1 protein-coding gene is annotated in these 414 nt (G+C 67.1%); it reads right to left on the bottom strand.

What is annotated here, in order from left to right; translation table 11 throughout:
* The coding region (locus RNC47_RS37185; RefSeq protein ID WP_311605296.1) for an ATP-binding cassette domain-containing protein at window positions 1-310 on the bottom strand (310 nt) is incomplete at its 3' end.
* Window positions 311-414 lie beyond the last annotated feature (104 nt).

Below are 414 nucleotides of genomic sequence, written 5' to 3'. Positions count from 1 at the left end.
CAGACAGGGTCGGCAACAGGTTGAAGAACTGGAAGACGAAGCCGACCCGGTGGTGACGGAACGCCGACTGCTGCTCGTCGCCCAGGGCGCCGATTTCCTCGCCGTCGAAGGTGATCGAGCCGGAATCGGGGGAGTCCAGTGCGCCGAGCAGGTGCAGCAGTGTGCTCTTACCTGCGCCGGAGGGGCCGACGATCGACACGAACTGGCCGCCGTTGAGTCGGAGGCTGATCTCGTCGAGGGCGCGCACGATCTGACCGCCGACCTTGTACTCGCGCACCACGTCGCGCAGTTCGATGGCCAGTTCGGGCATCGCAGCCTCCCGGGAGTCGGGATATGCGCAGCCTCCGCCGGGTGCTGTTGCCTATCTGGGCGAACGTGCGGGCTGCTGCCCCGACTCGGCGCGTTTTGCGCACG

The organism is Streptomyces millisiae (genome assembly GCF_031845425.1).
Classification (GTDB): domain Bacteria; phylum Actinomycetota; class Actinomycetes; order Streptomycetales; family Streptomycetaceae; genus Streptomyces; species Streptomyces millisiae.
Note: the sequence above shows the minus strand (reverse complement) of the source record. Positions and strands in the feature narration are given on the sequence as shown.